This window comes from Actinomadura craniellae, assembly GCF_003289645.1.
GTDB lineage: Bacteria > Actinomycetota > Actinomycetes > Streptosporangiales > Streptosporangiaceae > Actinomadura_D > Actinomadura_D craniellae.
Genome location: NZ_QLYX01000005.1, coordinates 129,318 through 150,648, shown reverse-complemented (window position 1 = coordinate 150,648; position 21,331 = coordinate 129,318). Strand labels below are relative to the sequence as shown.

The 21,331-nt window shown below is 69.3% G+C and carries 22 protein-coding genes and 1 tRNA gene; 12 read left to right on the top strand and 11 right to left on the bottom strand.

Annotation, left to right across the window (positions count from 1 at the left end; all coding sequences use genetic code 11):
- Positions 1 to 104 precede the first annotated feature (104 nt).
- From DPM19_RS12910 to DPM19_RS12895, 4 genes are read right to left on the bottom strand one after another with little or no spacing between them, the layout of a single operon-like run.
- Positions 105 to 1,340 (bottom strand): ABC transporter permease, encoded by a 1,236-nt coding sequence (locus DPM19_RS12910; protein WP_111866757.1) that lies wholly within the window; start codon positions 1,338 to 1,340, stop codon positions 105 to 107.
- Between the two features lies 1 nt (position 1,341).
- Positions 1,342 to 2,097 (bottom strand): ABC transporter ATP-binding protein, encoded by a 756-nt coding sequence (locus DPM19_RS12905; RefSeq protein ID WP_111866754.1) that lies wholly within the window; start codon positions 2,095 to 2,097, stop codon positions 1,342 to 1,344.
- The gene (locus tag DPM19_RS12900; protein WP_158566774.1) at positions 2,094 to 3,287 is read right to left on the bottom strand and encodes a peptidoglycan-binding protein; all 1,194 of its coding nucleotides are present in this window, start codon (positions 3,285 to 3,287) and stop codon (positions 2,094 to 2,096) included. The genes DPM19_RS12905 and DPM19_RS12900 overlap by 4 nt, the downstream gene beginning before the upstream one ends.
- Positions 3,284 to 3,802, bottom strand: coding sequence for a hypothetical protein (locus tag DPM19_RS12895; RefSeq protein WP_111866749.1), 519 nt, complete (start codon positions 3,800 to 3,802; stop codon positions 3,284 to 3,286). The genes DPM19_RS12900 and DPM19_RS12895 overlap by 4 nt, the downstream gene beginning before the upstream one ends.
- 125 nt (positions 3,803 to 3,927) lie before the next feature.
- Between DPM19_RS12895 and DPM19_RS12890 the strand changes: the two genes are divergently transcribed.
- Together DPM19_RS12890 and DPM19_RS12885 are read left to right on the top strand one after the other, a co-directional pair.
- Positions 3,928 to 4,602, top strand: coding sequence for a response regulator transcription factor (locus tag DPM19_RS12890; RefSeq protein ID WP_111866746.1), 675 nt, complete (start codon positions 3,928 to 3,930; stop codon positions 4,600 to 4,602).
- Complete coding sequence (locus tag DPM19_RS12885) at positions 4,589 to 5,764, top strand: sensor histidine kinase (RefSeq protein ID WP_111867460.1); 1,176 nt, start codon at positions 4,589 to 4,591, stop codon at positions 5,762 to 5,764. Before DPM19_RS12890 ends, DPM19_RS12885 begins: the two co-directional genes overlap by 14 nt.
- A 363-nt stretch (positions 5,765 to 6,127) precedes the next feature.
- Here the strand turns inward: DPM19_RS12885 and DPM19_RS12880 are convergent.
- Positions 6,128 to 6,210 (bottom strand) — tRNA-Leu (locus tag DPM19_RS12880).
- A 110-nt stretch (positions 6,211 to 6,320) separates the two neighbouring features.
- Between DPM19_RS12880 and DPM19_RS12875 the strand changes: the two genes are divergently transcribed.
- The 7 genes from DPM19_RS12875 (at position 6,321) to pknB (ending at position 15,432) form a co-directional block, all read left to right on the top strand.
- Positions 6,321 to 7,073, top strand: coding sequence for an FhaA domain-containing protein (locus tag DPM19_RS12875; RefSeq protein ID WP_111866743.1), 753 nt, complete (start codon positions 6,321 to 6,323; stop codon positions 7,071 to 7,073).
- A 12-nt stretch (positions 7,074 to 7,085) separates the two neighbouring features.
- On the top strand, positions 7,086 to 7,556 hold the full coding sequence (locus DPM19_RS12870; protein WP_111866741.1) for an FHA domain-containing protein FhaB/FipA: 471 nt from the start codon (positions 7,086 to 7,088) through the stop codon (positions 7,554 to 7,556).
- Positions 7,557 to 7,594: 38 nt separating this feature from the next.
- Complete coding sequence (locus DPM19_RS12865) at positions 7,595 to 9,100, top strand: PP2C family protein-serine/threonine phosphatase (RefSeq protein WP_407642518.1); 1,506 nt, start codon at positions 7,595 to 7,597, stop codon at positions 9,098 to 9,100.
- Positions 9,097 to 10,650 carry an FtsW/RodA/SpoVE family cell cycle protein gene (locus DPM19_RS12860; RefSeq protein WP_111866735.1) on the top strand — a complete coding sequence of 518 codons (1,554 nt, stop codon included), beginning with the start codon at positions 9,097 to 9,099 and terminating at the stop codon, positions 10,648 to 10,650. The genes DPM19_RS12865 and DPM19_RS12860 overlap by 4 nt, the downstream gene beginning before the upstream one ends.
- Positions 10,651 to 10,741: 91 nt before the next feature.
- On the top strand, positions 10,742 to 12,226 hold the full coding sequence (locus DPM19_RS12855) for a peptidoglycan D,D-transpeptidase FtsI family protein (protein ID WP_111866732.1): 1,485 nt from the start codon (positions 10,742 to 10,744) through the stop codon (positions 12,224 to 12,226).
- A gap of 37 nt (positions 12,227 to 12,263) precedes the next feature.
- Positions 12,264 to 13,580 carry a serine/threonine-protein kinase gene (locus DPM19_RS12850; protein WP_111866730.1) on the top strand — a complete coding sequence of 439 codons (1,317 nt, stop codon included), beginning with the start codon at positions 12,264 to 12,266 and terminating at the stop codon, positions 13,578 to 13,580.
- Positions 13,581 to 13,611: 31 nt separating this feature from the next.
- Complete coding sequence (pknB, locus tag DPM19_RS12845; protein ID WP_111866727.1) at positions 13,612 to 15,432, top strand: Stk1 family PASTA domain-containing Ser/Thr kinase; 1,821 nt, start codon at positions 13,612 to 13,614, stop codon at positions 15,430 to 15,432.
- A 247-nt stretch (positions 15,433 to 15,679) separates the two neighbouring features.
- Here the strand turns inward: pknB and DPM19_RS12840 are convergent, their stop codons facing one another.
- From DPM19_RS12840 to DPM19_RS12825, 4 genes are read right to left on the bottom strand one after another with little or no spacing between them, the layout of a single operon-like run.
- Positions 15,680 to 16,291, bottom strand: coding sequence for an anthranilate synthase component II (locus tag DPM19_RS12840; protein WP_111866724.1), 612 nt, complete (start codon positions 16,289 to 16,291; stop codon positions 15,680 to 15,682).
- The gene (locus DPM19_RS12835) at positions 16,291 to 16,488 is read right to left on the bottom strand and encodes a hypothetical protein (protein WP_111866721.1); all 198 of its coding nucleotides are present in this window, start codon (positions 16,486 to 16,488) and stop codon (positions 16,291 to 16,293) included. The genes DPM19_RS12840 and DPM19_RS12835 overlap by 1 nt, the downstream gene beginning before the upstream one ends.
- Positions 16,489 to 16,495: 7 nt before the next feature.
- On the bottom strand, positions 16,496 to 17,131 hold the full coding sequence (locus DPM19_RS12830; protein WP_146778844.1) for a class E sortase: 636 nt from the start codon (positions 17,129 to 17,131) through the stop codon (positions 16,496 to 16,498).
- 51 nt (positions 17,132 to 17,182) lie between these two features.
- A complete protein-coding gene (locus DPM19_RS12825; RefSeq protein ID WP_111866719.1) occupies positions 17,183 to 17,929 on the bottom strand; it encodes a DUF881 domain-containing protein in 747 nt (248 codons plus the stop codon).
- 72 nt (positions 17,930 to 18,001) lie between these two features.
- On the opposite strand from DPM19_RS12825, the gene DPM19_RS12820 reads away from it, so the two are divergent.
- The gene (locus tag DPM19_RS12820; protein ID WP_111866716.1) at positions 18,002 to 18,259 is read left to right on the top strand and encodes a cell division protein CrgA; all 258 of its coding nucleotides are present in this window, start codon (positions 18,002 to 18,004) and stop codon (positions 18,257 to 18,259) included.
- A gap of 127 nt (positions 18,260 to 18,386) precedes the next feature.
- On the opposite strand, the gene DPM19_RS12815 is transcribed toward DPM19_RS12820, so the two are convergent.
- Positions 18,387 to 19,196 (bottom strand): rhomboid family intramembrane serine protease, encoded by an 810-nt coding sequence (locus DPM19_RS12815; protein ID WP_233510114.1) that lies wholly within the window; start codon positions 19,194 to 19,196, stop codon positions 18,387 to 18,389.
- Between the two features lie 109 nt (positions 19,197 to 19,305).
- A complete protein-coding gene (locus DPM19_RS12810) occupies positions 19,306 to 19,830 on the bottom strand; it encodes a peptidylprolyl isomerase (protein WP_111866711.1) in 525 nt (174 codons plus the stop codon).
- A gap of 262 nt (positions 19,831 to 20,092) precedes the next feature.
- Here DPM19_RS12810 and DPM19_RS12805 point away from each other — a divergent pair, with 262 nt between their 5' ends.
- Together DPM19_RS12805 and DPM19_RS12800 are read left to right on the top strand one after the other, a co-directional pair.
- Positions 20,093 to 20,458, top strand: a complete 366-nt coding sequence (locus DPM19_RS12805) for a hypothetical protein (RefSeq protein ID WP_146778843.1) — start codon at positions 20,093 to 20,095, stop codon at positions 20,456 to 20,458.
- 99 nt (positions 20,459 to 20,557) lie between these two features.
- On the top strand, positions 20,558 to 21,310 hold the full coding sequence (locus DPM19_RS12800) for an acyltransferase (protein ID WP_111866707.1): 753 nt from the start codon (positions 20,558 to 20,560) through the stop codon (positions 21,308 to 21,310).
- Positions 21,311 to 21,331: the final 21 nt, after the last annotated feature.

The following is a 21,331-nucleotide window of genomic DNA, read 5'->3' as shown; positions in this document are numbered from 1 at the left end:
CTCGCCCGGCCCGGCCCAGCTTGGCCCGGCTTACCGGCCCGCCTTACCGGCGCGCGTCCGGAGGCGGTGGCCGGACCGGCTCGACCGTGCGGGACTCGAACGGGTCAGGCCGTGCGTAGGGCCTCGGTCGGCGAGAGACGGGCGGCGCGCAGCGCGGGCATCAGGCCGGCGACCGCGCCGATGACGATGGCCGAGCCGATACCGCCCGCCCACGCCTCGGTGGGAATGACGACCGTCCAGTCCTTGACGCCGGCGTACACCGCGGTCGCCACCGCCCCGGCGGCCACGCCGACCACGCCACCGAGCACCGACAGCATGATCGCCTCCGCCAGGAACTGGGTGCGGATCTGTCCCCGCGTCGCCCCGAGCGCGCGGCGCAGGCCGATCTCCGAGCGGCGCTCCAGGACGGAGATGATCATGATGTTGGCCACTCCCACCGCCCCCACGATCAGCGCCACCACGCCGAGTCCCAGAAACAGGCTGTTGAACGCTCCCTGCGCCGCGGCACGCGCGGTGAGCGCGTCGGAGGGCTGGCTCACGTTGACCTCGTTCGGCGCCTCCGGGTTCGCGGTCCGCGCGAGCACCGACTGCACCTCGCCGACCGCTTCGGTCTCCGCCCGTACGTAGAGCGTGGTCGGCGGGCCGTCCGCCAGCTCGCCGCGGGCCATGCTGGTGTGGCCGAGATGGCGCCGCGCCGCCGGATATCCGACCAGGGCGCTCGTGTCGACGTCCGGCGCGAGCGTCGCCGGGGTGAGGATCCCGGCGACATAGAACCACTGTCCGCCCAGCCACACCCGCTGCCCGGGATGGACGCGGCCGATCCCCAGCCGCTGCGCGGCCGCCGCACCGAGCACGACGGCGGGCTGCGTCGCCGTCGCCTCGTTGAGCCAGCGGCCGTGGGCGACGCCGGCGCCGGCCACCCGCGGCAGGTTCAGGCTCGCCGCCTGGACCTTCAGCCCGTTGGTGTTGACCGGAGGTATCAACGGGCTCCGGTACACGTTCGCGTCGCGGACTGTGCCGGTGTGCGCCACCTCCTCGACGGACCCGAGCCGCGACACCCGGTCGGGTGCGGTGACCGGCATGACCGCTTCCTCCTGGGTGAAGCTCTGGCCGGTCTTGGCGGTCAGCAGGTTCGTGCCGAGCCGGTCGATCTCCGCCAGCAGACCGGCCTGGGACGACGCCGACAGCCCAAGGACCGCGACGATCGCCGTGGTGCCGATCGCGATCCCGAGCGCGGACAGCACCGCCCGCAGCGGTCGGGCACGCAGCCCGGAGCTCGCCACCCGGGCCTGGTCTCCGGCGCGTAGGCGGGCCGGCACGAGATGGGCTGGGATCCGCATGTCACTCCACCTCTCCCGGCCCGCCGTGCGCGGCCGAGCCGGCGAACGCGCCGGCGCTGTCGTCGGAAATGATCCGGCCATCCAGGACGTGCATCCGGCGAGGCAGCCGCGCGGCCAGGTCAACGTCATGCGTGATCATGATGATCGTCGCGCCCTCGGCGTTGAGCTCTCGCAGCAACTGGAGGATCGAGGCGCCCGTGGTGCTGTCGAGGTTGCCCGTCGGCTCGTCGGCGAGCACGATCGCCGGCCTGCCCACCAGCGCGCGGGCGATGGCCACGCGCTGGCGCTCACCTCCGGACATCCTGGTGGGACGGAACCCGCTGCGATGCGCGAGCCCGACACGATCGAGCGCGGCGGCGGCACGGCGCCGTCGCTCGCCGACCTCGACGCCCGCATACAGGAGGCCATCCGCGACGTTCTCCAGGGCCGTGGAGTGCTCGGCCAGGAAGAACTGCTGGAAGACGAACCCGATGCTGCGGGCGCGCAGGGCCGCGAGCTGCCGGTCGCCGAGCCCCGCCGCGTCGACCCCGTCGATCCGGACCGACCCGTCCGTGGGCCGCTCCAGCGTCCCCATGACGTGCAGGAGGGTCGTCTTCCCCGACCCCGACGGCCCGACGATGGCGACCAGTTCGCCGTGGCGGACGGTGAAACTCACGCCCCGCAGCGCGGGCACGGGCGGCTGCCCTCCGTAGATCTTGGTGACGCCTTCCAGTTCGAGCGCGGGAGCCCGGCCGTTTCGATTGTGAGTCGGGCTCATGAGGCCGGCACCACCACTTGATCACCGACGGACAGGTCCCCGGACACCTGCACGAGCCCGTTGTCGTTGTCGAACATGCCGATCGTCACGGGAACCAGCCGGCGCTGCCGGCCGCCCGCCGGGTCGGCCACCTCGACGACGTAGCCGCCTCCGGCCCTGCCCAGGAGCGCGGTGACCGGGACGATCAGCGCCTTCTCGACCCCGTCGGTCGTGATCTGCACCCGGACCGGGGCCTCGTCCAGTTTCCCCGCGTCCTTCGGCCGGTCGAGCGTGATGTACACCGGGATCGTGGCGCCGGACGAGTCCTTCTCGTCGTCGCCGGATCGCGCGACCGTCCCGATGCGGCTCACCCGGCCCGGGGTCGTCCTGTTGTCGGGAAGCGTGATCCGGGCCCGGTCACCGACCTTGACCTGGGTCTGCTGGCCGGGGGCGAGTTCCACCGTCACCTGGCGCCTGGCCGAGGTGGTCTGGGCCACCTGGGCTCCTGGCGCCGCCCGCGTTCCGGCCCTGGCCGTCGCCTTCGTCACCCGGAGCGGACCGGGCAGGAACACGGCGTCCCCGAGATCCAGGCTCCCGGTCCTGTCGACGCCCAGCTTCTCCTGTAGTTCGGCGACGGCCTCCGCGGTCTCCGCTCCGTAGTAGGCCGAGCCGGGATCGAGCTCGGACCTCTCGGCGTACCCGAGCCGCACGAGGTTCCTGTTGAGGTCGCGCACCTCGCGGCCCTCGTCGCCCACCGACAGGGCGCGGTAGGCCGGTGTGCTGCCGCAGATCAGCACCACCGGTTTCTCGTCCACCCGGTAGAGGGCCCTGCCGCAGCCGATCTCCCCGCCCTCGCCGGGGACCCAGGTGTAGATCCCCGTGGCCTGGTTGACCACGGAGTACGGGGTCCCGTCACCATGGGCCGCGTACGAGAGCGTCCCGCTCTGCGTCACCTGCGTGGACAGCGGTCCTTCCCGCACGGCCGCCAGCGAGGTGCCATCGGTCGAGGACGCGGGCCGGGTGTCCCCGTCATCGAAGGGACCCAGGACGGCGACACCCACCGCGGCCAGCAGCACCAGGACCCCCGTCCCGGCGAGCACCTTCCGCCGTCCGCGCCGGCGCGGTTTCCGGCGGTCCGGAACCGGGATGCCCGGGGCGGTGTCCCCGGTGCCGGGCACACCGGAAGGCGCCGCGTCGACATCGGTGCTCATCCCCCACCACCCGCCGGCCGCAATGACTGGCATTTCTGCTCTGCGGCCTTGAACTGCGGCGAGTCGAGGTCGATGTTGCCGAGGTCCAGTGCTCCGCCCTGGGGGTCGGGGAAGTCGGGCACCCCGTTCTTGCGCATGCACTGGGCGTACTTCAGCATTCCGGCCTGGACGGCCGGGTCCTGCCGGGATTCGCCGCCCCATCCCGGCGGCGCCAGCGGCTTGCATGCCTGCGACGCGGCCTTGAACTCCGGCGAGTTGGGGTCGATCTTCCCCCGCGGCATACGGAACTTCGTCCCGTCAACGGGGTCGGGCCAGTCCGGCACCCCGTTCTGCCGCATACATTGCGCGAACTTCACATACGGGTCGCTGCTCGTACCCGCGGAACCCCCGCCCGCCGCCGCACCCGAAGCGCCGGAAGGGGCGTCCGACCCACCGCAGGCCGCGAGCACCGGCAGGAGGAGCGCGAGCGCCACCAGCGGCAGCGCCGGTGCCCGTTTCGGCTTCGCCTTGGACATGTCGTGGTCTCCTTCGCGTCGGTGGACGGGCGCTGGAGACCATGTCTAGACAACGGGCGGTCACACCGAAGTCAGAGCTCCTGTGACCCGGCTGTGACCGCGGCGGTGGTTAACCTGACCACACGATGAGAGTGCTGGTGGCCGAGGACCACGTCGAGCTCGCGGCGTCCGTGGCCAGGGTTCTGCGCCGTGAGGGAATGGCCGTCGATGTGGTCCACGACGGCGAGGCGGCCATCGAGCGGACCTCGCTGCTGGACTACGACGTCGTCGTGCTCGACCGGGACCTGCCCGTCGTCCACGGCGACGAGGTGTGCCGCTCGCTGGTGAGCCGGACGAGCCGTACCCGTGTCCTGATGCTGACCGCCTCCGGCACGATCGCCGACCGGGTGTCAGGCTTGAGCCTGGGCGCCGACGACTACCTGCCGAAGCCGTTCGCGTACGCCGAACTCGTGGCCCGGATCAGGGCGCTGGGCCGCCGGGCGCAGCCGGCACTGCCACCGGTCCTGGTCCGCGGCGACCTGCGACTGGATCCGGCGCAGCGGATCGCGACCCGTTCGGGAATGCGCCTGGCGCTGAGCCCGAAGGAGTTCGCGGTCCTGGAGTACCTGCTCGGCGCCGACGGCCGTGTCGTGTCCGCCGAGGAACTGCTGGAACGGGTCTGGGACGAGGCGACCGACCCGTTCACGACCACCGTCAAGGCCACGATGAACCGCCTGCGGTCCAAGCTCGGCCCACCACCCCTGATCGAAACCGTCCAGCAGGGCGGCTACCGAATAGGTGATGCCCATGAGCCTTCGTGACCCGCTCCGCCCGCCCGTCGCCGCTTCCGCTCTTTCCCCCCGAACCGTGCGCATGCGTCTCACGGCCCTGTACAGCGCGCTGTTCGCGACCTCCGGCGCGGCCCTTCTCACGATCACGTACCTGCTCGTGCACCGCTCCAAGGCGGGCCTGGTGGTCATTTCCTACGACGGCAACGGCCCGGAGATCCGCGAACACCTGAAACGAATCAGGGAAGCACAACTGCACGACCTGCTGACACAGTCCGCGATAGCCCTCGCGATCATGCTGCTGATCTCGATCGCACTCGGCTGGCTGGTAGCCGGACGCGTCCTGAGGCCACTACGCACGATGACAACCACGATCCAGCAGATCTCCGCCCGCAACGTGCACGAACGCCTAGCCGTAACAGGCCCCCCCGACGAGATGAAGGCCCTGGCCGACACCGTAGACGCCCTGCTGGGCCGCCTGGAAACCGCCCTCAACGCCCACAAACGCTTCGTAGCCAACGCCGCCCACGAACTACGCACCCCCCTGACCCTGGAACGCGCCCTCCTGGAGGAAACACTCACCGACCGAGAGGCCACCCTGGAGTCCTACCGCACAACCTCGAAGCGCCTACTGGAACTCAGCAAGGACCAGGCCCAACTACTGGAAGCCCTACTAACCCTGACCACCAGCGAACGAGGCCTGGACCGCCAGACCCCCTTCGACCTATCAGACCTGGCCCATCAGGCCCTAGCCGCAACCCACCTGGAAGCAACCGCAACCGACATACACATAACAACCCAAATCAACCCCGCCCCCACCAAGGGCCACCCAGCCCTGGCCGCCCGCCTGGTCGCCAACCTCATAGACAACGCCGTACACCACAACATCCCAGGCGGCCACGTAAAAGTAACAACCGAAACCAGAGCCAACCGATCACTAGTCTCAGTGACCAACACCGGCCCCACCATCCCCCCCCACCAAACCCCTCAACTCTTCGAACCCTTCCAACGCCTAGGCGAACGCCCCGCCCGCACCACCGGCCACCACGGCCTGGGCCTCTCAATAGTCCGCGCCATAGCAACAGCCCACAACGCCACCATCACCGCCCACCCCCACCCAGCAGGCGGCCTCCACATAGAAATCAGCTTCCCCACAACCACCCAACCCCAACAACCAGCACGAGCCCACGCCTAAAACCCCACCCCCACACAGCACCCCCACGTCGCCCACGCACCCCACGTCGCCCGCGCACATCCCCCCGCAACACCCGCGACATGAACTTGAGTTCCCCCGTCTGACGGCCGAGCCCAACGAAACGGCAGGCCGGCCCCGGCAAAAGAAGATCAAGCCCGAGATGATCCCCGATCACGAGCCCCCCAGGCGTACCCTCAAGGAACCAGCCCAACGAAGCCACCCCCCAGCCCACCAAGCAGAGCCGCACAGGGGGAGTGGGGGCGGAGCCCCCACACCAGGGGCCCGGGGGTCGCCCCCCGGACAAAACGACGAAGGGCCAGCAGGGAAGGAGCAAAGCTCCGACCATACTGACCCAGACCGAAGTGGGCGAGGAGGGATTTGAACCCTCACGTCCTTTCGGACACACGGACCTGAACCGTGCGCGTCTGCCGTTCCGCCACCCGCCCTCGGGTGCGTGGAAAGGTTAGCACGCCTGCAGCACCAGGTTGGAACACACATACTTCTACCGAACCCCCGCACGGATACGATCGTCTACCAGTGGAGAGAGGAGGTGCCCGTGGGTGTCCTGCAGCGCTTCGAGCGGCGGCTCGAGGGCATGGTGGAGGGGGCCTTCGCCCGTGCTTTCAAGTCTGAGCTCCAGCCTGTCGAGGTGGCCAGCGCGGTTCAGCGTGAGATGGATGACCGAGCGGCGATCGTGGCTCAGGGGCGCACGCTGGTACCGAACGACTTCGTGGTCGAGATCTCGACGGCGGATGGCGAGCGGTTGGCGGTGTATGCCGACAGCCTGAGCCAGGAGCTGGCGAATCTGGCCCGGGAGTATGCGAAGGAGCAGGGATATTCCTTCGTGGGTCCGGTGCGGGTGCGTTTCGACCCGGCGGGTGATCTGGCGACGGGGATGTTCCGTATCCGGTCGGGGGTCATCCGTGGTGCGACGGTCGAGGGCGGCGAGGTTCGGCGGCCGGCCAGTGACATTCCGCAGGGGCGGGCGAACGCGTTCGGGGGACGACCGCGGCTGCTCGTGACGTCCACCGCGGAGGGCAGTGACGGTACTCAGCGGACCTATGAGATCGCCACTCCGGTGACTTTGTTGGGCCGTGGAACGGACTGCGACCTTCGTCTTGTCGACCCTGGCGTATCACGGCATCACGCCGAGATCCGCGTAGAGGGTCCCGAAATCGTCCTCGTGGATCTAGGGTCAACAAACGGTTCATTTGTGAACGGGCAGCAGGAGCGACGTGTCACACTCGTCGATGGCTCGCGGGTCACGATGGGCCGTACGACTCTGGTGTTCCGCCGTGACAGGGAGTAGCCCCGAACTCCGATGACCGAACTGACCCTGACGCTTATCAAGCTGGCGTTCCTCGCGGTGCTTTGGCTCTTTGTCATCGCGGCCGTGGGGGTTATTCGGGCCGACCTGTTCGGCTCGAGGTCCGCCACACGTGCGGCCCGTCAGCCGAAACCGCCCAAGCCCCCCCGGCAGCCGGCGCCACGGCGCAGTGAGCCGAGCAAGCTGGTCGTCACCCAGGGTGATCTGACTGGTACGACCATCGAGCTCACGTCGGGTACGCACATCACCATTGGCCGGGCGAGTGACTCCACGCTCGTGGTGACCGATGACTACGCCTCGAGCCGGCATGCCCGGATCTTCGCGCAGGACGGTCAGTGGATCGTGGAGGACCTCAACTCGACCAACGGCACTTATCTCGGACGTACGAAGGTGACGCGGCCCATGCAGGTGCCCCCAGGCGTTCCGATCCGTATCGGCAAGACCGTTATCGAGCTGCGGAAATGAAAATAGGAATCCGTTATGCCGCGCGCTCCGATGTCGGGATGCTGCGCGAAGGCAACGAGGACTCCGCGTATGCCGGGGCCCACCTGCTGGCTGTCGCCGACGGCATGGGCGGTCATGTCGGTGGCGAGATCGCCAGTGCTGCGGCGATCGAGACGCTGAAGCCGCTCGACACCGACGTGCCTGCCGCTGATCTGTTGGCGGCGCTGGAGCACACGGTCAAGGCCGCCAACGAGAAGTTGCATCACATCGTGGAGTCCGATCCCGCCTTGCAGGGGATGGGGACGACGCTCACCGCGATGCTGTGGGCGGGTAACCAGGTCGCGCTGGTGCACATCGGTGACTCCCGGGCGTACCTGTTGCGCGACGGGAGCCTGTTCCAGATCACCCACGACCACACCCTGGTGCAGTCGCTGGTCGACGAGGGGCGGATCACTCAGGACGAGGCGGCCTCGCACCCGCAGCGCTCGCTGCTGTTGCGCGCGCTGGACGGGCGTGGCGAGGTCGACCCGGACCTGTCGATCCGCGAGGCGAAGGTCGGCGACCGCTACCTGCTGTGTTCGGACGGCCTGTCCGGTGTGGTCACCGCCGAGACCATCTTCCAGGTGCTCAGCGACTACGCCGAGCCGGAGCAGGCGATCAGGCAGCTGATCGACCTGGCCAACCGCGGCGGTGGCCCTGACAACATCACCTGTGTGGTGGCCGACGTCATCGACCTGAGCCAGCAGCCCCCGCTGGCCACCGGCCCCCAGCTCGCGGGTGCCGCGGCGAACGTGGCCAGCCAGCCGGAGGCGCCGGGCGGCCCGCCGCCGACGGACACTCCCGCGCAGCGGGCCCGCGACATGCGCGACACGATGCCGCAGCCCCCGGTGATGGTCGACGAGATGCCGCCACCGGCCCCGGCTCCCGCGGCTGCGTCGCCGGCCGGGGTCGGAGCGCCCCCACCACCCCGGCAGCCTAAGGTCAGGCGTCGCTGGGGCTTTTTGATCGGTGGGGTCGGCCTGTTCGGTGTGCTGGTGATCGGCACTGCCGCGTTCGGTGTGCAGCATCTGCGTAACGACGGTTTCTACGCCCAGGCCGAGAACGGCCGGCTGGTCGTCTACAAGGGGTCCCCCGACAGTGTGCTGGGCCTGTCCATGTCCAGCAAGGTCGCGGGGAAGGACCAGCCGAACCCGCCGATCCTGGTCGAGGAGCTGCCCAAACCGCTGCAGGACAGGCTGAAGACCGAACCCCTCGGCCTGAGCAGCGCGACGGCCTGGCGCGGCTGGAAGCTGTGCCGCTACTCGCTGCTCGACGACGGCGGCAAGGTCGCCATGTTCCGCGGCGCCACCGAGCAGGAGCAGCGCGACGGCTGCGCCCGTACCAAGATCACCACCAGTGATGTCGTGGTGGCCGACCTCCCGACCCCCGAACAGGACTCTCTCAGCCGGCCCCAACCCATTCCGCGGGCGCAGGCCCAGGCCCGGCTGGCACAGCTCAAGACGAAGGCCGAGGCCTGCGCCTCCGGCGATCCGGCAGCCAAGCAGTGCCCAGGGAAGCCCCGATGACTTCACTCCCCACCCAGCTTCCGGCCAAGCCGCGCAAGGCGGCGTCCCTGGTGATGCTCGTCTTCGCGATGGCCGTCACCCTGGCGGCCTTCGCGCAGGTGGGCCTGGCCCGGGACGGGCGTATCCCCGCCGGCCTGGTCGGCTATGGCGGCGGGCTGGCGGTCCTGGCCGGGGCCGCCTACTTCGTGATCATGCGGTTCGCGCCGTACGCCGACCCGCTGCTGCTGCCGCTGGCGGTCGCGCTGAACGGCCTCGGCCTGGCCATGATCTACCGGCTGGACCTCGACACCAGCCGGACCCGGCAGGAGGCGATCGCCGCCGGGAAGAAGATCATCGCGGACGAGGCGTCCGCGCCGACCCAGTTGCAGTGGACGTTCGTCGGCATCTTCCTGTTCGCCCTCGCGGTCGTGATCATGCGTGACATGCAGGAGGGCGACCAGAAGTTCAACCTGACGCCCAAGACGATGCAGCGCTACACCTACACGGTGGGCGCGGTCGCCTTCATGCTCCTGCTGCTGCCGATCGTGCCGGGGCTGGGCGCCGAGATCAACGGTGCCCGGGTCTGGATCCGGGTCGGTGGTTTCTCGGTGCAGCCGGGCGAGTTCGCCAAGCTGGCGCTGGTCGTGTTCTTCGCCGGCTATCTGGTGAACAAGCGGCAGGCGCTGTCGCTGGTCGGTAAGAAGGTCGGCCCGATCAGCCTGCCCCGGGCCCGCGACCTGGGCCCGATCCTGGTGATCTGGGTCATGACGCTGGGCGTGCTGTTCGTCCAGAAGGACCTGGGTACCGCGCTGCTGTACTTCGGGCTGTTCGTGTCGATGCTCTACATCGCGACCCAGCGGGGCTCGTGGGTGGCGATCGGTATCGGGCTGCTCGCGCTGGGCATCTTCATCGCCACGTTCATCCCGTTCCTGAGCCACGTGAACCAGCGGCTCAGCATCTGGCAGGACCCCAAGCCCTACTTCCAGGGTGGCTGCCTGGTCGACGGCAAGGTCGTCAAGACCCCGCCCGACATCGTGGACGGCCAGATCGTCCTGGACGGCATCACCAAGTGCGCCCGGCTGGGCGGCAAGTACTCCGACAGCGAGCAGCTGATGCAGGGCCTGTTCTCGATGGGTGAGGGCGGCGTGCTCGGCAAGGGCCTGGGTCAGGGCGAGCCGTGGCGGACCCCGCTGTCGTTCAGCGACTTCATCTTCACCTCGATGGGTGAGGAGCTGGGGCTGACGGGGTTGATGGTGCTCCTGTTGTTGTACGGGTTGATCGTGCAACGCGGGATGAAGACCGCGGTCGACGCCCGAGATCCGTTCCTGAAGCTCTTCGCCGGCGGGGTCTCGTTCGTCATCGCACTCCAGGTGTTCATCATCGTCGGCGGGGTGACCCGGCTCATTCCGCTGACCGGTCTGACGACGCCGTTCCTCTCCCAGGGCGGGTCCTCGTTGATGGCCAACTGGATCCTGATCGCCATCCTGGTGCGGATGAGCCATGACGCGCGCAAGCCGGCGCCGCAGGCGATCCAGGACGAGGGCATGACCCAGGTGGTGAGCACTCGATGAACATCCGGCGGCCCCGGGCCGTCTCAACGGACGGCCGACCCAAGCGGGGGACGATGGTGGACACTGAGCAGACACCGAGGAGGGCGCGGCCATGAACATGGACAAACCCCTCCGGCGCGTGACGATCTTCGCACTGCTTCTGATCATGGCGTTGATGATCAACGTCAACTACATCCAGGGCAGCCAGGCCGAGAGCCTGCAGACCGACAGGCTCAACAACCGGCAGTTCCTCGACGTCTTCAACCGGCCGCGCGGCAAGATCATCGCCGGTAACCTGACGCTGGCGGAGTCCGAGGAGAGCGGGCTCAGCAACCCCAAGTACGCCCGTAACTACACCAAGGGCCTGATCTACTCCCCGGTCACCGGCTTCTTTGCCGCCACCGGCGGGCAGTCCAAGCTGGAGCTCGCCTACAACTCGCTGCTCGACGGCCGCGACCGGCGCATCACCCACCAGCGCTGGTTCGACGCGTTCATCGGCCGTGCCCCCAAGGGCGCCGACATCTACACGACCATCAAGCCCAAGGCGCAGGAGCGGGCCTACGAGGTGCTCAAGGGCAGCACCTCCCAGCGCGCCGGGGCCGCGGTCATCGACATCAGGACTGGCGCCATCGTGGTGCTGGCCGGCTTCCCCTCCTTCGACCCGCAGAAGGTCGCCCCGCAGACCGGTACCAAGGGCGGACAGCTGCTCAACCAGCTCGACGCCGACAAGAGGCTCAAGCCGCTGCTCGACAAGGCGATGAACGACACGTTCTTCCCGGGCTCGTCGTTCAAGACCGTGGTGGCCGCGCTGGCCATGGAGCAGAAGGGCCTCAACAAGAACAGCAGCGTGTTCACCGGCCAGCTGCTGCTCCCCGAGTCGAACCGCCCGCTGCCCAACTCGCATGACGGTGGTGCATGCGCGGGCCAGGCGCCGCTGATCCAGGCGTTCGCCGAGTCCTGCAACACGACGTTCGCCCAGATGGCGCTCGACATGGGCGTCGACGAGCTGGCCCGGGAGGCCGGGAAGTTCGGTTTCGGCAAGCCGATCGAGGTCGAGCCCGACCTGCTCGGCCAGCAGAGCGACGTGCCCGTCGAGGTCACTGACCCGCAGACCGGTGAGAAGAGGAAGGTCGGCCGCGACGACACCGCCCGCTCCGGCATCGGCCAGGGCAGCGTCCAGGCCACCCCGCTGCAGATGGCGATGACCGCCGCCGCGGTGGCCAACAAGGGCAAGATCATGAAGCCGTACCTGGTGCAGAAGGTCCAGGACGGCGAGGACCAGACGGTCTTCTACGAGGCCCGGCCGCGCGAGTTCGCCCAGCCGATCAAGGAGGACACCGCCGACCAGCTCAAGGACATGATGGCCGCGGTCGTCACCAGCGGAACGGCCACCAATCTCCGGCCGTTCAACATCGCCGGAAAGACGGGCACCGCCGAGACGGGAATCGGGAACACCAACCATCGTTGGTTCGTGGGGTATGCCCCGATGAACAACCCCCGGTACGCTTTCGCAGTCGTCACTGTCGGCCCCGGCTCCGCCGGCGGGACGGCCGGCCCGCTGGCCGGCCAGATCATGCGGGCGGTGCTGGCCGAATGAGGAATTCCCCGGTGTGCGAGTCGGAGGCGACCAGGCTATGAGTGCTGTCGTCCTGAACGACCGGTACCGGCTGGACGACCGGCTGGCGACTGGCGGGATGGGCGAGGTCTGGCGGGCCACGGACACGCTGCTCGACCGCATCGTCGCGGTCAAGCTGCTACGTCAGGAGTACGTCTCCGACGCGGCGGCGCTGGCCCGGTTCCAGGCGGAGGCCCGGTTCGCCGCAGCCGTGCAACACGGCGGCATCGCGCAGATCTACGACTACGGCGAGCACGAGGACCGCGCCTACCTGGTGATGGAACTCGTGCCCGGCGAGCCGCTGTCAAAGATCCTTCGCCGGATCGAACGGCTCGACGCCCAGGCCACGCTCGACCTGATGGCCCAGGTCGCCCGGGCACTGCACGTCGCGCACGAGGCCAACATCGTCCATCGCGACATCAAGCCCGCCAACCTCATGATCACCGAGGGCGAGCAGGTCAAGATCACCGACTTCGGCATCGCCCGGGGGCTGGAGGTCAGCGGGGTCACCCAGACCGGCATGGTCATGGGCACCGCGCACTACGTCGCGCCCGAACAGGCGTCCGGCCAGCCCGTCGGCCCGGCCACCGACCTGTACGCGCTGGGCGTGGTGGCGTACGAGTGCCTGGCCGGTCATCCGCCGTTCCAGGGCGACACCGCCGTGGCCATCGCACTCCAGCACGTGCGCGAACCCCCGCCGGAGCTCCCCGAGATCGTTCCCGAGCCGGTGCGCGACCTCATCCGCGCGTTGCTCGCCAAAGAGCCCGACGACCGCCCCGCCGACGCCCGCGAGGTGGCCGAGCGGGCCTACCTCATTCGCGAATCCCTGGCCCTCGGGGACGACACGATCAACTTGGACCTCGGCCGAGGGACAGATACGCTCCCCAGCGAGAGCGAAGAGGAATCCGGGCAACGACGCTCGGCGCTGATGTACACCTCGGTGGCGGTCGGCATCCTGCTTCTCGGCCTCATTGTGATCGGCTCGCTCTGGCGCGGGCCGGCCACCGCCGGTTTGATGAACGAGGACGACGGTCGCGGGCGACCGCTGCCCGCCGACCCGGCCCAGCCCGACCCCTCGGTCGGTCCGGTGCCGAGCGGCGGCGTGCCTCAGCCCACCCCCCCGACGACGTCACGGAATCCCTACGGCGGGGCGACAACCTCGCCGTCGCCCAGCGCGTCACCCTCAAGGAAGCCGAACAGCCCACCCACCCCGACCGACCCCAGACCACCCGATCCGCCGTCTTCACCGCCGAACTCCGAACCGCCACAGTCTCCGGATCCCGACCCGTCGCCTTCCGATGATCCGGGGGCAGGGGCGAATACGTTCCAGGAGTAGGGAAGACGCACGAGGGAAAGTTGCAGAGGACATGACTCAGCCTCGGCTGCTCGGTGGCCGCTACGAACTCGACGGCGTGATCGGGCGTGGTGGCATGGCCGAGGTCTACCGTGCCAGAGACCTGCGCCTCGATCGCATCGTCGCGGTCAAGACGCTCCGCTCCGACCTGGCCCGAGACCCGACCTTCCAGGCGCGCTTCAGCCGTGAGGCCCAGTCGGCCGCTTCGCTCAACCACCCGTCGGTTATCGCCGTGTACGACACCGGGGAAGACCGCATCGGTGACACTCCCGTTCCCTACATCGTGATGGAGTACGTCGACGGCCACACGCTGCGCGACCTCCTGCGCGAGAACCGCCGGCTGCGGCCGGAACGGGCGATGGAGATCACCGACGGCATTCTGCGGGCCCTGGACTACAGCCACCGCGGTCAGATCATCCACCGCGACATCAAGCCGGCCAACGTGATGCTGACCCGCAATCACGAGGTCAAGGTCATGGACTTCGGGATCGCCCGGGCCATGGACGACTCGGCCGCCACGATGACGCAGACCGCCCAGGTGATCGGCACGGCGCAGTACCTCTCCCCCGAGCAGGCCCGGGGCGAGCGGGTCGACGCCCGCAGCGACCTGTACTCCACCGGATGCGTGCTCTACGAGCTGCTGACCGGCCGGCCGCCGTTCACCGGCGACTCCCCGGTCTCCATCGCGTACCAGCATGTCCGGGAGGAGCCGATCCCCCCGTCCCAGATCGACCACGAGATCCCGCAGTGGCTCGACGCCATCGTGCTCAAGGCGATGGCCAAGGACCCGAACCAGCGCTACCAGAGCGCCACCGAGTTCCGGGCCGACCTGCAGCGGGCGTTGCAGGGCATGCCGGTGTCGGCCACCGCGGCGTCCACCATGATGATGGGCGCCGCTCCGGCGGGCACCCAGGTGATGGGTCAGGTACCGGGCGGTCCCGGCCGTACCCAGATGCACCGCCCGGCCGCCACCGACTACGGCCTGCCGCCCGTCCGCTATGACGACTACGACGACCTGGACGGCCGCGAGGGCAAGGGCCGCCAGGCCGCCATCTGGGTGGCGGTGGCCGCAGCCTTCATCGGCCTCGCCGTGCTGGCCGCGTTCCTGCTGACCAATGGCGGCGACAACCCGGACGAGACCGTGCAGGTCGCGGTGCCCGCCGTGATCGGCACCTCCCAGCAGGAGGCCGAGCAGGCGCTGACCACCGCCGGGCTGAAGGTCGGCGAGGTCACCGAGGAGTACAGCGACGACGTCGCCAAGGGCGACGTCATCAGCACGAACCCCGAGGAGGCCAAGCAGGTCGACAAGGGCACCGAGGTCGCCCTCGTCGTCTCCAAGGGCAAACAGCCGGCCGAACAGGTCGAGGTACCGAGCGTCGAGGGCAAGTCCGCGACGTCGGCCGCCGCGGAGTTGACCGCCGCGGGCTTCCGGGTCTCCACCCGGCAGGAGCCGAGCAACGACGTCCCGAGGGGTCAGGCCATCAAGACCACCCCGTCGGCCGGGAGCAAGGTCGACAAGGGCTCCCGGGTGACGCTCTACGTTTCCGCCGGACCCAACGAGGTGCAGGTGCCGGACGTGAGCAACAGCACCGGCACGGCCGCCTGCAACCGGATCAGGGCGCTCGGCCTACGGTGCCGGCTGGAGGAGCGCCCGCCGGAGGGCGACGTCCCGGACGGCCTGGTGATCGGCACCAACCCGGGCGCGGGCACCACGATGTCCCGGGGCGAGACGGTGACGGTCTTCGTGGCCAAGCGTCCGCAGCAGCCCCCGCCTCCCGGGACGCCGACCGGCCCCGGCGGCCCCGGTGGTTTCCCGCACTTCGGGGACGACTGACGGGAACGGCGCCCGCGCCGTCCTGACCGAGGAGCGGTGAAGATCGCGAGAAACCGAGCGATCTTCACCGCGACGAGGGGGCGGTGTGCCGAGGGCGCTGAGACAGGTGCGTCGACAGTGCGCCCCGACCCCTTGCGGAGGGCCGGGGCGCGGTGCGTTCGGCGACCGGAACGCAAAAGGGGCTTCCGCCACTCGGGGGCAATGGCGGAAGCCCCTCATTACGGATTCGTCTCGCGAGTGTGGTCTGTTACACAGCTGGGTGATATTTCTGGGCGAGGGCACCGGGTCGGCGTCCGGCGGGGGCGCAGCGGGCCAGCCAGTTGTCCAGCAGCGCGTGGCCGTGCTCGCTGAGCACCGACTCCGGGTGGAACTGCACCCCTTCGACGGGCCGGGTCCGGTGCCGCAGCCCCATGACGACGCCGTCCGCGGTGCGGGCGGTCACCTCCAGCGGGGCCGCCACCGTGCCGGGCTCGACCGCCAGCGAGTGGTAGCGGGTGGCGGGGAACGGGCTGGGTAGCCCGGCGAGCAGGCCCGCTCCGGAGTGGTGGATCGCGCTGGTGTACCCGTGCACGACCTCGGGGGCGCGGGACACGGTTGCACCGTACGCCACCGCGATGATCTGGTGCCCGAGGCAGACGCCCAGCAGCGGCCGGTCGGTGCGGCGGACCAGGTCGAGGCAGATCCCCGTGTCCCGGGGATGCCCGGGGCCAGGGCTGAGGAGGACACCGTCCACGGCCTCGGCGTCCGCGAGCGTGACCGCCGAGCGGTCCTTGACCACGCAGTCGGCGCCGAGTTCGAGCAGGTACTGCACGAGGTTGAAGACGAAGCTGTCGCGGTTGTCGACGACCAGGACGCGCATCAGCCCGGCACCGAAGGGGAGGAGGGCGGAGCCGTCACGCCGTTCTCGACCACTCCCCGGTCGAACTGGAGCTTGGGCTCGAGCCAGGGGAAGATCACGTACCACAGGATCGCCACGGCCGCGAGGATCAGCCCGAGCGCGACCAGCGCACGCTGTGGCCCGTGGCCGGGCAACCGGCGCCAGATCCAGGCGTACATCGCTCTCCTAGCCCTGGTCGGTGGCGGTGGCCCGGGGCAGTTCCCGGACCAGTTCGCCGAAGATGATGAGCCGCTGGGCGGCCGAGTACTTGGGGTGGCAGGTGGTGATCGTGAGCAGTCGCCGCTCGGGTTTCCGCCCGGGATGGAACGGTACCGGTGCGGTCACCTCCATCGCCGTGGGCTGGACCACTCTTCTGCTGGTGACTTCGTAGACGTACTGCTTGTCCCGGGTGTCGATGAGGATCTCGTCGCCGGACCGCAACTCGGCGGCGCGGTTGAACGGCGCGGAGTAGGTGGTGCGGTGGCCCGAGACGACGAAGTTGCCGACCTGGCCGGGCAGGGCGGTGCCGGGGTAGTGTCCGGGCCCCTTGCGCAGGTCGCTCAGATCGACGCCCTCGACCACGACATAACGGTACTTCTTCCCGAACCGGGGGATGCGGATCTGCGCGATGCCGCTGCCCAGCGTGATCTTCTCGGTGGTGACCTGGGGTTGCCGCCAGGTCCGCTGGAGCTGGTCGCTGAGCTGTTCCTGCTGCGCGCGGGTGTAGCGGCCGGTGCCCCACAGCGTGTAGGTCACGAACAGCAGCACGACCAACCCGGCGGTGATGCACAGCTCTCCGAAGCCGCGGATCAGAACCCGCACCACCCGTCTCCGTTCCCGTGTCAGATTCTGGCACGACGTCGTCACGATACGTTACGACTGTGCGTCCCCCGTGACCGGCTCCGCATGCTTCATGGTCACGTTGCCGGTGTAGGACGGCAGGGTGACCGAGTCGAGCACTCGCACCGAGAACCCGAGCCCGTACTGCTCCACATGGTTCAGGTAGACACCGATCTCCGGGGAGGCGGCCAGCGTCGCGCGGAGCCGGCCGGGGTCGCCCACCGCCGTGATGTGGAACGGCGGGGAGTAGACGACGCCCTGCAGGATCAGCGTATTGCCCACGCACCGTACCGCGCTGGTGGTGATGACCCGCTGGTCCATGATCTGCATGCCGGTGGCGCCGCCCGCCCACAGCGCGTTCACCACGGCCTGCACGTCGCTCTGGTGCACCACCAGGTCGTCGGGGTTGACGCTGTGCCCGAGCCGGCCGCGCTGCGGGGCGTCGTCGAGCGAGACGCGCAGGCCGCTGCCGCGCAGTGGGGTGAACGCGGCGGATCCGGCGCGGGCGTCGGCGCGGGCCTGGGCCTCCTTGACCCGGGCGTCCCGGCGGCCGGCCTGCCGGGCCATGGTGTCGACCTCGCGGCGCAATCGCCGGTACCGGGCGAGTTCGCGGTCGTTGCGCTGCTGCTCGGCGGTGATGAGTTCGGTGATCCGGGTGCGCCCGCCGTCGCGCAGATCGGTGCCCCGAGCGGTGCTCGAACTGGCCGCGAACAGTGTGCCCGCGGCCAGGGTGAGGGCGGGGATGATGCTTCCCCACGTCCGACGTCGTACGCTGCTCATTCAACGGTTACGCTAGCCCACAAACCACCCACGCGCGGACCGGTGCTGCCGCCCGCCCAAGGAGATCCAACCGTGGCCAAATCCAAAGTGCGCAAGAAGGCGGTCTACACGCCGCCGCAGCGGTCCCAGCAGGTTAAGGTCAGCCCGCGGTGGCTGGTGCCGACCATGCTCGCCTGCTGGCTGGTCGGGCTCGGGTGGATCGCGACGTTCTACGTGACGGCGAGCACCGGTACCCGGGTGCCCCTGCTGACCGACCTGGGGAACTGGAACCTGGGCATCGGCTTCAGCCTGATCATTGTCGGAGTGGTGCTCTCCACCAAGTGGGAGTAACGGGTTACCCACTTTCCACCCGCCCCAATCCACGGAAGTTATCCACAGGCTGGGGATAAGGCGGGTGCGGAGTTTGTCCACAACCGGCCGGGTGTCCCCGCCCGGATGAGCGGGGACACCCTGACCGTCAACCGAGCGCGGTGAGCTGGACCGTCTGTGCGGCCACCAGCGCCACCAGCACCACCAGGGCGCTGCCGATCGCCGCACCGTGCACCATCGAGCGCTGCCGGGCGGGCGCGTAGGCGTACGCCGTTGCGAGCAGCGCTCCCACGACCAGCCCGCCCAGGTGTCCCTGCCAGGAGATGCCCGGAACGGCAAAAGTGATCACCAAGTTGATCACCAGCAGGAACGTGATTCCGCCGGTGGGGGCGCCGAGCTTGCGGCCGATCACGAAGAACGCACCGAACAGCCCGAAGATCGCTCCCGAGGCGCCCACCGCGGGCTGGCTCGGGTCGATCAGGTAGAGCAGTACCGACCCGCCCAGCGCCGACAGCAGGTACAGCGCGGTGAACCTGGCGCGGCCCAGCACCTGCTCCAGCTGCGGGCCGATCATCCACAGCGCCCACATGTTGAACAGGATGTGTCCCACCCCGAACCCGCTGCCCGGCGGCGCGTGCAGGAACGCCGAGGTGAGCAGCCGGTACGGCTCGCCGTTGGCCACCCCCACGAGTTCCATCCCGGGAACGGGCGTGCCGTCCGACACGTACATGTTCCCGTTGCGCGCCAGCAGCGCCTGACCGACCATCTGGAACCGGTCGACCACCGCGGGGTCGGCGATCTCGGCGAGATACGCCAGCACGTTCGCGGCGATCAGGGTGAAGGTGACGACCGGGGTTGCGGAGACCCGGCCGCCGAAAATCGTGCGGGGCTGCCGCACGGTCTTGTTGCCCTCGCGGACGCACTCGTGGCACTGGTGACCGACGGCCGCGTCACGCATGCATTCGGGGCACATGTGACGGTCGCACCGGGTGCACCGGACGTAGGTCTCGCGGTCCGGATGCCAGTGACAGGCGGGGGGCTGCTGCGGTTGTGCGCTCACATCCGTATTACGACTGGCGCCGCTCGATCGTCACCGATTCCACGACGATGTCGGTGGTCGGCCGGTTGCGCATGTCGGTCGGCGCCTTGGAGATCCGGTCGACGACGTCGGCGCCCTCGACGACCTCGCCGAAGATGGTGTGCCGGTTGTTCAGGTGCGGCTGCGGGTCGACGGTGATGAAGAACTGCGAGCCGTTGGTGTTCGGCCCGGCGTTCGCCATGGCCAGCAGGTACGGCCGGTCGAATCGCAGGCCCGACCCGAACTCGTCCTCGAAGTCGTAGCCGGGGCCGCCGGTGCCGGTGCCCAGCGGGTCACCGCCCTGGATCATGAAGTTGCTGATCACCCGGTGGAAGATCGTGCCGTTGTACAGCGGGTCGTTGGACTTCTGCCCGGTGCGCGGGTCGAGCCAGGTCCGGGAGCCCTCGGCGAGGGTCACGAAGTTCTCGACCGTCTTGGGCGCCTGCTCCGGGAAGAGCCGGATCACGACCGTGCCCAGAGTGGTGTTCAGGGTTGCGATGAGCTGTTCAGCCACGAAGGGCCGCCTCCTCGAAATCGATGGTCGCGTGCCGGCCAGGGTCGGGCCGACGCGCCGTCGGGGTCATCTCCTGCCCACCGTAGGGGTACCGCATACTCCCATGGACCCGGGTTTACGGTTCACCCGCAGGGAAGGGTGCAGGCAGGACCTCGCAGACAGGGAGGTTAGCGTGTCCCTAGTGATCAAGTTCCGTCGTAGGCCGCGGATGAACGTTCGGACGCCGCGGCTCGGTCGCGTCCAGGAGACGTACCACAATGGTATGTCGCAAGTGACCGGACGGGTCGTTCCGGCAGCGCAGCAGGCGCGTACGGTCACCGCCGACCGGGTGATGGTCGCCCGGGGGTGGAGCGCCCCGCGGCTGCAACGGGCCGGGCGGTACGTGGAATCGGATCTCGGCCCGCGGGTCGGTTCCTTCCTTTCCAACACCGGCCGGCGGATCGAGCCCGCCAGGCGCTCCCGGCGGCCCGGCCGCAACGCCATGATGGCGATGGCCGCCATGGCGGCGGTCGGTGCGGTGGGGGCCATGGCCAGCCGCCGTCCCGGCCGGCACGCCGCGCAGGACGATGTGATCGAGTCGTTGCGGGAACCCACGCCGGCGGATGCCGAGCGGGTGGACGCCCCTTAACCGACGACCATCGGAGTGCCCGGCGCTACGGCGCCGGGCACTCCGATATGTCCGGGATCGGACGTCGCGCCCAGGCTACTAACAGGTAACGTGTGCGCCATGTCGCTGAAGGACGCGCTGACCGGTCGGATCCGCCGCGGGCTGCACTCCCTCGTGCACCGCTGCTGGGAGCAGATCCAACGGCACGGCGAGATCACCCCCGCCACGCCCGGCCGGCGCCGGTTCGCCTACCTCGGTGAGGGCGCATGCATCGGATTCCCGTCCGGGGCGCTGTACGGCGAGCCGTGGATCTCCATTGGGGACCACACGCTGATCGGCACGCACGTCACGATCTCGGCGGGCTTCGTGCCCGGCCTCGACCTGGGGCCCGACGTGATCGTGACGATCGGCCGCAGTTGCTCGATCGGGCGCGGCACCCACATCGTCGGCCACCAGTCCATCTCGATCGGCGACGACGTCTTCACCGGGCCGAACGTCTACATCACCGACCAGAACCACAGCTACGGCGACATCCACATGCCGATCGGCCGGCAGTGGCCGGAGAACCAGCCGGTGGTGATCGGTGACGGCTGCTGGATCGGCACCCAGGCGATCGTCCTGCCCGGCACCCGGCTGGGCAAGAACGTCGCGGTGGCGGGCGGCGCGGTGGTCCGCGGCGAGTTCCCCGACAACTGCGTGATAGCCGGAGTGCCGGCCAAGGTCGTCCGTAGCTACGACCCGGAGGAGGGCTGGCAGCCCCCGCTGCGCGGCCGCCCCCCACTGGTCTCGCTGGACGAACTGGCCCGGCTCTCCGTCAGCGGCCTGGAGGGCCTTCAGATCCTCCAAGACAAGATGCGCGAACAGGCCGGCTGAGACTTCCCCTCGCCCAACGGA

Bases quoted from the DNA above. Each gene is read 5' to 3' on its own strand.
- DPM19_RS12900 (WP_158566774.1), bottom strand. From the start codon at position 3,287: ATGAGCACCGATGTCGACGCGGCGCCTTCCGGTGTGCCCGGCACCGGG.
- DPM19_RS12805 (WP_146778843.1), top strand. From the start codon at position 20,093: ATGTCGCAAGTGACCGGACGGGTCGTTCCGGCAGCGCAGCAGGCGCGT.
- DPM19_RS12800 (WP_111866707.1), top strand. From the start codon at position 20,558: ATGTCGCTGAAGGACGCGCTGACCGGTCGGATCCGCCGCGGGCTGCAC.
- pknB (WP_111866727.1), top strand. From the start codon at position 13,612: ATGACTCAGCCTCGGCTGCTCGGTGGCCGCTACGAACTCGACGGCGTG.
- DPM19_RS12905 (WP_111866754.1), bottom strand. From the start codon at position 2,097: ATGAGCCCGACTCACAATCGAAACGGCCGGGCTCCCGCGCTCGAACTG.
- DPM19_RS12840 (WP_111866724.1), bottom strand. From the start codon at position 16,291: ATGCGCGTCCTGGTCGTCGACAACCGCGACAGCTTCGTCTTCAACCTC.
- DPM19_RS12855 (WP_111866732.1), top strand. From the start codon at position 10,742: ATGAACATGGACAAACCCCTCCGGCGCGTGACGATCTTCGCACTGCTT.
- DPM19_RS12885 (WP_111867460.1), top strand. From the start codon at position 4,589: ATGAGCCTTCGTGACCCGCTCCGCCCGCCCGTCGCCGCTTCCGCTCTT.
- DPM19_RS12895 (WP_111866749.1), bottom strand. From the start codon at position 3,802: ATGTCCAAGGCGAAGCCGAAACGGGCACCGGCGCTGCCGCTGGTGGCG.
- DPM19_RS12835 (WP_111866721.1), bottom strand. From the start codon at position 16,488: ATGTACGCCTGGATCTGGCGCCGGTTGCCCGGCCACGGGCCACAGCGT.
- DPM19_RS12910 (WP_111866757.1), bottom strand. From the start codon at position 1,340: ATGCGGATCCCAGCCCATCTCGTGCCGGCCCGCCTACGCGCCGGAGAC.
- DPM19_RS12890 (WP_111866746.1), top strand. From the start codon at position 3,928: ATGAGAGTGCTGGTGGCCGAGGACCACGTCGAGCTCGCGGCGTCCGTG.
- DPM19_RS12850 (WP_111866730.1), top strand. From the start codon at position 12,264: ATGAGTGCTGTCGTCCTGAACGACCGGTACCGGCTGGACGACCGGCTG.
- DPM19_RS12825 (WP_111866719.1), bottom strand. From the start codon at position 17,929: ATGAGCAGCGTACGACGTCGGACGTGGGGAAGCATCATCCCCGCCCTC.
- DPM19_RS12860 (WP_111866735.1), top strand. From the start codon at position 9,097: ATGACTTCACTCCCCACCCAGCTTCCGGCCAAGCCGCGCAAGGCGGCG.
- DPM19_RS12870 (WP_111866741.1), top strand. From the start codon at position 7,086: ATGACCGAACTGACCCTGACGCTTATCAAGCTGGCGTTCCTCGCGGTG.
- DPM19_RS12865 (WP_407642518.1), top strand. From the start codon at position 7,595: ATGCTGCGCGAAGGCAACGAGGACTCCGCGTATGCCGGGGCCCACCTG.
- DPM19_RS12815 (WP_233510114.1), bottom strand. From the start codon at position 19,196: ATGCGTGACGCGGCCGTCGGTCACCAGTGCCACGAGTGCGTCCGCGAG.